Origin of the sequence: Paenarthrobacter sp. RAF54_2, from assembly GCF_052113945.1 — a bacterium.
GTDB lineage: Bacteria > Actinomycetota > Actinomycetes > Actinomycetales > Micrococcaceae > Arthrobacter.
Genome location: NZ_JBFRDV010000011.1, coordinates 167,870 through 176,033, shown reverse-complemented (window position 1 = coordinate 176,033; position 8,164 = coordinate 167,870). Strand labels below are relative to the sequence as shown.

Below are 8,164 nucleotides of genomic sequence, written 5' to 3'. Positions count from 1 at the left end.
GTTAAGCACGCCGCCAGCGTTCATCCTGAGCCAGGATCAAACTCTCCGTTGAAGAAAAACAAATCAAACAGACACAACCACACCCACCGGAAATAACGGYARRCACGGCTGCACAAAATTCGAAACCAGCTGAAAACCAAACCACCACACACGGGGGTGCGCAACGGCCTGGCCATAATTTCAACCAATCAATAAAACAATCGGCATCAACAAACTTGGCACACTATTGAGTTCTCAAACAACAGGTCACTATTCCAAAGCAGTACCACCAGCCTTCGCTGGATCGCTCCGGAGCAACTTTTCAAACTTACCGGCTGGATCTCTCGGAGTCAAATCGGCAAGCTTGACTTGATTTTTCCTTGCGGTTTCTTGTCAGCTTGGCGATCTCCACTCGGGGACCAGCGCGGGTACTAACTATACCCCTACTCAGCCGAGATGGCAAAGCCACTCAAAGAGGGGCACCTTGGCGCCACAACTACCCCGGAAACCCGGCTAAGCATCCAAACCCAACAACCCCCGGACGCAGTCAGGGAGCGTCCGGAGCATTGTTGCCCCGGACCCTCCCTGACCTTGAAGAACTGTTCGGCTTGAAGAACTACTCAGCCAGCGTGAACCAGGACGCGCCAAGCGGCGGGAGTGTTACGGTCAATGCCGCCGGCTGGCCGTCCGTTCCAGGTGAGGTGGCTTTCAGCGTTCCAGCGTTGATGACGCCCGAGCCACCGTAAGTCTCGGAATCGGTGTTCAGGACTTCAACCCACTCCCCTGCTTCCGGCACTCCCAGGATGTAATCGTTGTGCGGGCCTCCGGAGAAGTTCACTGCGCACACCAACGGCTTGCCATCGTGGTCCCAGCGAATGAAGGTCAGCACGTTGTGGTCGGCGTCTCCACCGTTGATCCACTGGAAGCCGGCAGGTTCGTTGTCGCGGACATGCAGTGCAGGCGTTGACTTGTAGAGGCCGTTAAGGTCACGGACCAGGAGTTGGAGTCCACGATGCGCCGGGATGTCAGCAAGGAACCAGTCGAGTCCGTACTGCTCTGACCACTCCGCTTCCTGGCCGAATTCAGTGCCCATGAAAATGAGCTGCTTACCCGGGTGTGCCCACTGGTAGGCGAAGAAGGCGCGGAGGTTTGCCAGTTGCTGCCAACGGTCACCGGGCATCTTGCGAAGCATTGATCCCTTGCCGTGGACTACTTCATCGTGGCTGATGGGCAGGAGGAAGTTCTCCGAGAAGGCGTAGACCATGGAGAACGTGATGGTGCCGTGGTGCCAGCGGCGGTTGATGGGGTCTTCGGAGATGTATTTCAGGGAGTCGTGCATCCACCCCATGTTCCATTTGAGGCCAAAGCCGAGCCCACCGTGGTTGGTGGGTGCCGTGACACCGGGGAATGCGGTGGATTCCTCGGCAATGGTGACCGCGCCAGGGTGCGTCTTGTAGACGGTGGCGTTCACCTCCTGCATGAAGGAAATTGCCTCGAGGTTCTCGCGGCCACCGAACTTGTTGGGACGCCACTGCCCTTCCTCGCGGGAGTAGTCGAGGTAGATCATGGAGGCCACAGCGTCCACGCGAAGTCCGTCAATGTGGAATTCTTCGAGCCAATACAGTGCGTTGGCAACAAGGAAGTTCCGCACCTCGGTGCGCCCGAAGTCGAAGATCAGTGTGCCCCAGTCCGGGTGTTCGCCCAGGTTGGGATCTGAGTGTTCGTACAGTGCCTCGCCGTCAAAGCGAGCCAGCGCCCACGAATCCTTGGGGAAATGAGCCGGGACCCAGTCCAGTAGGACACCGATGCCTGCCTGATGCAGGGAGTCCACCAGGAAACGGAACTCGTCGGGGTGCCCGAACCTGGATGTCGGGGCAAAGTAGGACGTGACCTGGTAGCCCCAGGAACCACCGAAGGGGTGCTCTGCCACAGGCATGAATTCCACATGGGTGAAACCAAGCCACTTCACGTAGTCAACCAGTTCCTTGGCCAGCTCCTTGTAGCCCAAGCCAAGGCGCCAGGATCCCAGGTGCACTTCGTAGACACTCATGGGCGAGTTGTGCGGGTCCTTTTCTGCGCGCGCAGTCATCCACTCGGCGTCCTTGAAGCGGTAGCTGGAGTCCACCACGCGGGATGCGGTCAGTGGCGGAACTTCCGTGCCGAAGGCCAAGGGGTCAGCCTTTTCCAGCCAGTGCCCGGACTTGCTCAGGATCTCGTATTTGTAGCACGCCCCTGCTACAACCCCCGGAATGAAGACTTCCCAAACACCGGACGAGCCGAGGGAACGCATTGCGTGGCTACGGCCATCCCAGCCGTTGAAATCACCCTTGACCCGGACCGCCTGGGCGTTCGGGGCCCAGACAGCAAAGGAAACACCATCTACTTCGCTCAACGAAGAGCGGTAGTGCTGGATGTGGGCGCCAAGGACATCCCAGAGACGCTCGTGCCGGCCTTCGCCGATGAGGTGCAGGTCCACCTCACCCACGGTAGGCAGGTAGTGGTACGGGTCATCAATGGTGACGGGTTCGGCGTCGTACACCACTTCCAGCCGGTAGTCCGGAACATGGCCATGTTGCAGCGGATCCAGGACGACGGCCCAAATGCCGTTGGCCTCGTGCTCCATGGCAGTGCGTCCGGCCTCCGTCACCACCGTTACCGACTTGGCGAGGTGCTTCACGGTCCGGATGGTGACGTGGCCGTGATCGTCCAGGTGGGCGCCGAGAACGGAGTGTGGTGCGTGGTGGGCTCCAGCTGCCACGCGGGCCAAGGTCTCGGAGTCCACATGCAGGGGAACTCGGGGCCGTTCGGTGCGTGCAGAGCCTGTCATTTCATTACCTTCCGCTGTAGCCGCGGCGTGCTTGCCGCGGCTCGTGTTGTCGAGGATTTGCCGTGATGCGTTGACCGGAATGGACAGCCAGTCCGGCCGGTTCCGCAACTCATAGACCACCTCATATAAGGCCTTGTCCAGCCACAATGCCACAAAGAGTGGCGAGCGGCGGTCAATGGTTCCCGGCATGACTTCGCTGTAACCAGCCAGGAACGCGGTGGAGCAGTCGTCCGCCCATGTCGAGGGCACCTTGGCTTCGGCGTTCTCACGGACAGCGGCTCCTGCCGCGTAGTCGAAGGAGCGGAGCATTCCCACAACGTCCCGCAAGGGGAGATCGGGAGTGTTGCGCTCGTTAATGGTCCGGAGGGGCTCGCCTTCGAAGTCCAGGATGGCCCACCGACCCGGTGCCCCATTCTTTCCGGGAACCTTGAGGATCTGGCCAAGGTGGAGGTCGCCGTGGACGCGCTGCAGCTGACCCACATCGCGGGGATGCAGCGTGGCCAGCAGCTCTTCGAGATTGCCCTCATAAGGCCCGACGGCGGAAGCCGCTTCCGCCCATGACTGGCGGACGCGCCGGGCCAGGGTCGCAATGATGTCGGCGCCCTGCGTCTGGCCATCCAGTGTGCCGAAAGTTTCCGCGAGCCTGGCGTGGACCGTTGCTGTTGCAGCACCGAGTTCGTGGGCCTCTTTGGTGAAATCGGCACCTGCTGCAGCGGCTTCGACAGCCAGCCTCCATGCATCCAGTCCCCCCAGCAGGAATTCATGGGCAACCGTGAGCTCGCCAGTGGCCGGACCGCTTGGGCCCTGGCCCTCCCAGGAACCCGTGATCCAGCCGAGCGTGGCCGGGACCTCGGTGGTCCCCGCCGCCGTCAGCGCGGCACCCAGCTCCACTTCGGGATTCCTGCCGGCCGCCAGCACGCGGAAGATCTTCACGATCGCCATTGAACCGCCGTCGTCAATGATGACGGACGTGTTGGACTGTTCCCCGGAAAGCACGCGGACCGAGGTAGGCCCTTCCGGAAGGGCCACCCGGCCCCGGGTGAGATGGCCCGCAGCGAGGCCGTCACCCACGGTGTCCTCCCGGCGCATGAGGTCCAGCCACGCCGTGATGAACTCGGTGTCGTACACGGCGTCGTACACGAGTCGCAGCCCCAGTTCCGGATCCGTGACCTCCCCCAGCAAGGCAGTGGGAGCATCCGGCAACGGCTGGCTTCTGAAGCTCAACGGGACCTGGACGACGTCGGTCCGGGGACCGCCGTCGGCCGTCCGGTACGTCACGGCCAGCAATTCAACCTGCAATCCGGCGCTACCTTCCGGGTATGGGAGGTTGAAGCCGCCAACACGCTCCAGCGCAAAGTCGGGACTCTTCACCGGGAACCAGCGTTTGGTGGGAAGCCAGCTCCGGAGAAGACTTTCGATCGAGGGGTCAAGTGTTCCCTTTTTCATCTCATCCTTTGGTCGACACCACGGGAATCGCCTGGGTAAATGGCGATGAGGGGTTGGAAAACGCAGAGCGCAGCCGCAGCCAATAGAAGTTGTGGCTACCCAGCATGACCGTCAGTTGGCCGTTGTCCCCCACAGGCGGGAATGTTTGGCCACCGAAAATGTCGCGGAAGCCTCTGCCCGCGAATTCGGGCAGATCCAGCGTGGCGGCCACCGGGTGCTGCGACAGGTTGAAGACGCACAGAATGGTCTCCGCGTCCTCGCCTTCAGGGTTGCCCGGGGGCAGTTCCCGGACGTAGGCCAGAACTACCTCGTGGTCCGCTTCGATATGGCGGAAACTTCCCAGCCCGAACACCGGATGGTTCTTGCGCACGCTGAGGATCTGCCGGGTCCATCGCAGCAGTGAGCCTGAATGCGCAGCCTCCGCCTCAACGTTGGCCATGCTGTAGTTGTAGACCAGGGACTGAATCACCGGCAGGTACAGTTTGCCTGGGTCCGCCCCCGAAAAACCCGCGTTCCTGTCCGGGTTCCATTGCATGGGGGTGCGGACGGCGTCGCGGTCATCGAGCCAAATGTTGTCCCCCATGCCGATTTCGTCCCCGTAGTAGAGGAAAGGGCTACCCGGCAGGGAGAGCAACAGAGCGTTGATGAGCTCAATCTCAGCCCGGGAATTGTCCAGCAGCGGAGCCAGCCTCCGCCGAATACCAATGTTGGCGCGCATCCTGGGGTCCGGTGCATACCAGCCAAGCATGGCGGCGCGATCGTCCGCGCTGACCATCTCCAGCGTGAGTTCGTCGTGGTTTCGCAGGAAGGTCCCCCACTGGGCGCCCTTGGGAATCTCCGGAGTTTCCCTCAGGGTCTGGATGATCGGAGCCGCCTTCTGGTCCCGGAGGGCGTAGTAAAGCCGGGGCATGATCGGAAAGTGGAAGGCCATGTGGCATTCCGGGGCTTCGTCGGTGCCGAAGTACTCCACCACCTCCTGGGGTGGCTGGTTTGCCTCGGCGATGATCACGCGTCCGGGGTAATTGGCATCCACCATCCGCCGCAGATCTTGCAGGAAAGCGTGGGTGGCCGGCAGGTTCTCGCAGTTGGTCCCTTCCTCCTCGAAGAGGTACGGAACGGCGTCGGCGCGGAAGCCATCGATTCCCTGGTCCAGCCAGAACCGGATCACGTCATAGAGCGCCTCGATGACTTTGGGGTTCTCGAAGTTCAGGTCCGGCTGGTGGCTGAAGAAGCGGTGCCAGAAAAATTGGCGCCGGATGGGGTCGAAGGTCCAGTTGGATTCCTCCGTGTCCACAAAGATGATGCGCGCATCCTGGTATTTCTCATCCGTATCGCTCCAGACATAGAAATCGCCGTAGGGCCCGGTGGGGTCCTTCCGGGATTCCTGGAACCACGGGTGCTGGTCCGAGGTGTGGTTCAGGGGGAGGTCGATGATCACTCGGACGCCGCGGGCGTGCGCCTCCGCCACCAGGCGCTTGAAGTCGCTGATGGTGCCAAACTCGTCAAGCACCGAGGTGTAGTCGGCAATGTCATAGCCGCCGTCACGCAAGGGTGAATGGAAGAACGGCGGCAGCCAGAGGCAGTCAACGCCCAGCCATTGAAGATAGTCCAGTTTCTCGATCAAGCCGTGGAAGTCACCGGAGCCATCCCCGTTGGCATCCGCAAAGGCCCGCACCAGTACTTCGTAGAAGACTGCCTTGCGGTACCAGTGTGGATCATGCTGGAGACCGGGGGCATTCAGCTCGAAGGTGTTCTTCGGAGTGAAGTACTGGCTGGGGTTTTGCGGAGAAAAACTCACTAAGGCTGCCTCCGGATGCTCAGGATGTGTGCGGGCTCCACGTGTGCGTCGAGCCTGACGTAGTTGTGTTCACCCCACCACCAGCTCTGCCCGCTGATCAAGTCATCCACCAGGAACCGGCCGTCCTCGTTGAAGTCCGCAGGGTCCAGCTGAAGGGCCGCCAAGTCCAGGGAGACCGTGCTTTCGCGGGCGCTGTGCGGATCCACGTTGACCACGATGATCAAGGTGTCCTTCGTGCCGTCCGGCAGCGTCTTGTGCTTGGAGTAGACGATCGTTGCGTCATCGGTGCTGCTGTGCAACGTCAGGTTCTGCAGGTCGCCCAGGGCAAGGTGGTCCTTGCGGATGGTGTTGAGCCTGGTGATGTACGGCGCGAGCGTGCGGCCCGACGCCGCAGCGCCTTCCCAGTCCCTTGCCTTGTACTCGTACTTTTCGTTATCGATGTACTCTTCCGCACCTGGCCGTGCCACGTGTTCGTACAGCTCGTAGCCGGCGTACACGCCCCAGAGCGGGCTCGCCGTGGCAGCCAGGACAGCTCGGATGCGGAAGGCCGCGGGACCACCGTACTGGAGGTACTTCGTGAGGATGTCCGGCGTGTTTACAAAGAAGTTGGGCCGGAAGAAAGCTGCGCTCTCGTGGCTGACCTCATGGAAATACTGCTCCAGTTCAGTCTTGGTGTTCCGCCAGGTGAAGTAGGTGTAGGACTGCTGGAACCCTGCCCTGCCCAATGCGTGCATCATGGGTGGACGAGTGAAAGCCTCGGCCAGGAAAACTACCTCTGGGTTCTTTTTGTTGATCTTTCCAATCAACCATTCCCAGAACCAGACAGGCTTTGTGTGCGGATTGTCCACGCGGAAAATCTTCACGCCATGGCTGATCCACAACTGGACGATCCTCAGGATTTCCTTGGAAAGGCCTGCGGGATCGTTATCGAAGTTCAGGGGATAAATATCCTGGTATTTCTTTGGCGGGTTTTCGGCATAGGCGATCGACCCATCCACACGGGTGGTGAACCATTCCGGGTTTGACGTCACCCAGGGGTGGTCGGGGGCTGCCTGCAACGCCAAGTCCAGTGCAACTTCGAGTCCGAGCTCGCGGGCGTGGGCAACAAAAGCGTCAAAATCTTCAAAAGTGCCCAAATCCGGGTGAATGGCATCATGGCCACCGTCCTTGGAACCAATGGCCCACGGCGAACCCGGGTCCTGGGGGCCCGGTGTCAGCGTGTTGTTGCGGCCCTTGCGGTGCTGGAAACCGATCGGGTGGATCGGCGGCAGATAGATGACATCGAAGCCCATCTCCGCAACCGCCTCCAGGCGCTTGGCTGCGGTGCGGAAGTTGCCCGAGGTCCAGATACCTGAGGCGTGATCCAAAACCGCGCCCTCGGAGCGGGGAAAGAACTCGTACCAGGAACCACGACCCGCGAGGTCACGTTCCACCTGCAGCGGGAACGGCTCCGAAACCGTCACCAGCTCACGGATCGGAACGCGTCCGACGGCGGTCAGCACCTCTGGGCTGAAACCGGCGCCAAGGCGCTCCTCGGCAGATTTGGTGGTGTCGGCGAGGACGACTGAAGCGGCACGCAGGGTGCGCTTCTCCGCCGCGGTGCGGCCGGCGTCGTCGTCGGCTGCTTCCGAAAGGAGGGCGGCGCCCTCGGCGAGCATCAACTCGACGTCAATGCCGGCGCCCACTTTGACTTCAGCGTTGTGGTGCCACGTTCCGTAACGGTCGTGCCAAGCCTCAATGACGARAGAGCACGCGCCCGTGCCGGACGGCGACAGCAAACCCTCCCAGCGGTCCAGGCCTTTCCAGCGCTCATCCTTGGCCGGTGCCATGCGGACCCGCTGGCGCTCCTTGCCCTTGGGATCGAGCAGGACGGCGGAGACGCCGAGTTGATCATGTCCTTCACGAAAGACGGTCGCCCCGATGGCGAGATCCTCACCCGGAAGGGCCTTCGCGGGGAACCGGCCACCCTCAACCACCGGCTGGACGGCCGTGATGGGGAACCGGCCGAAGCGAAGTCCGGCGGTGATGTCCGTTTTCGTCTTGGATTTCAAAGCGGTCATGGTTCGCGAGGTATTCGTCACAACCACGACGTTAGCGACAAAAATCCAAGAATG

General features: G+C 61.3%; 3 protein-coding genes. All 3 read right to left on the bottom strand.

The features are described 5' to 3' along the window. Positions 1-595: 595 nt before the first annotated feature. From AB4Y87_RS13260 to AB4Y87_RS13250, 3 genes are read right to left on the bottom strand one after another with little or no spacing between them, the layout of a single operon-like run. The gene (locus AB4Y87_RS13260; RefSeq protein WP_442004792.1) at positions 596-4,252 is read right to left on the bottom strand and encodes a 1,4-alpha-glucan branching enzyme; all 3,657 of its coding nucleotides are present in this window, start codon (positions 4,250-4,252) and stop codon (positions 596-598) included. 1 nt (position 4,253) lies between these two features. Continuing rightward, positions 4,254-6,050 carry a maltose alpha-D-glucosyltransferase gene (treS, locus tag AB4Y87_RS13255; protein WP_442004791.1) on the bottom strand — a complete coding sequence of 599 codons (1,797 nt, stop codon included), beginning with the start codon at positions 6,048-6,050 and terminating at the stop codon, positions 4,254-4,256. Then, a complete protein-coding gene (locus AB4Y87_RS13250) occupies positions 6,050-8,110 on the bottom strand; it encodes an alpha-1,4-glucan--maltose-1-phosphate maltosyltransferase (protein ID WP_442004802.1) in 2,061 nt (686 codons plus the stop codon). Before AB4Y87_RS13250 ends, treS begins: the two co-directional genes overlap by 1 nt. Positions 8,111-8,164 lie beyond the last annotated feature (54 nt).